Origin of the sequence: Psychromonas aquimarina ATCC BAA-1526 (genome assembly GCF_000428725.1) — a bacterium.
Classification (GTDB): Bacteria; Pseudomonadota; Gammaproteobacteria; order Enterobacterales; family Psychromonadaceae; genus Psychromonas; species Psychromonas aquimarina.
Window position 1 is genome coordinate 1 of record NZ_AUAM01000137.1, and the last position, 1305, is coordinate 1305.

Annotated in this window: 1 protein-coding gene; it reads left to right on the forward strand. The window is 35.0% G+C overall.

Annotated features, from left to right (window positions below):
* Positions 1-493: 493 nt before the first annotated feature.
* Positions 494-1123, forward strand: coding sequence for a hypothetical protein (locus G337_RS0119380; protein ID WP_028865311.1), 630 nt, complete (start codon positions 494-496; stop codon positions 1121-1123).
* Positions 1124-1305: the final 182 nt, after the last annotated feature.

Genomic DNA, 1305 nt, shown 5'->3' on the forward strand with positions numbered 1-1305 from the left:
AAGCCGTTAAAGTGCGACAAAATACAGTTGGCTATTTTCGCTGCGCTCAATTTTAGCCAACAATATTTTGCGCCTTAACAGGGGCGTTAGTTGCCAAAATATTAATATTAAAAAAGTTGTAAAAATAGTGTGGTATTCCAGTGAATTGTTCTGGGATATTCGGCGGTAGCATTTGCTTTGTTCGGGGTTGTATCGGCACATTCCGCCCAATAATGAAGTCGCTAATAGTTGTCTTCATACGTTATAAAACTGCAATTTCGCAACATTATCTCCCGCTTGTTTGTGCGGGCTCCACTGCAATTGAGCAGTTGGTATTGCAAGCATAACTTGGTCTGTCGTTGTCGGCAGTCAGTTTTATTAAAACACTCAAAGCGTGTTGCAACTAACAATGCATTTAAAGCGGACTATTTACAGTTGATTGTTCGCTTCGCTCAAGTATAACCAACTGTAAATAGCCGTTTAATGCGGCGTTATAATTTTTACGAGGCCTTTCATGGATTTTTTAAGATTAACACCATTTTTCATTTTATTATTAATTTCAGGGTGTGATGTGAACCTGTCAGAGAATAACAGTCAAGAACTAGATAATACTTCAGCTGAGATTGATAACACAGGTACTTATATTGATATTTGGAATATCGACTGGGGGGAGTATGTTGTAGGTACTGAAGTTGATTATACTAACATTATTTTTACTATAGAGCCTATTAATCAGATGATTAATACGGCAAAAGAAAAGCCCAAAGGCAATTCTTTAATGTTGAAAAATTCTTCGAATACATGCGAACCTTTGCAACCAGAAATAATACAAAAGATAGTAGATATTCAAATAACCTCTTCGGCTTTTAATGCTTCTTTAGAATCCGAAGGCACTTTAAAATCAAAATTTGACGTTGTTTATACGAATTCAGAAACAAAATATTTCGACGATGAAAATTATAAACGTATCTATTACAGTTTGGACCGTTACCTAGCACAAGACGACTTTGAAACTGGTAATACAATCCAACTACAATTAAATGAAAAACCTGAATTCCCAGGTTCCCATATTTTTTTTATAGAGATTGTTTTTAATACATGTGAATCACTTACTTTAGAAACACCTAAAATTAGTTTCACATAATTATAACAAGGCATTTAAACGGAACTAAAACAGTGGGTTACGTTCCACTTCGCTCCACAGTATAACCCACTATTTTTGTCCGCTTAATGCGGCGTTGAGGCTGTAGAATTTCTCTAAAAAGAGCGTTTTTCGCTCTTTTTCTAATTTTATTGAATTGTATAAAAAACGTACTTGATTGTGCT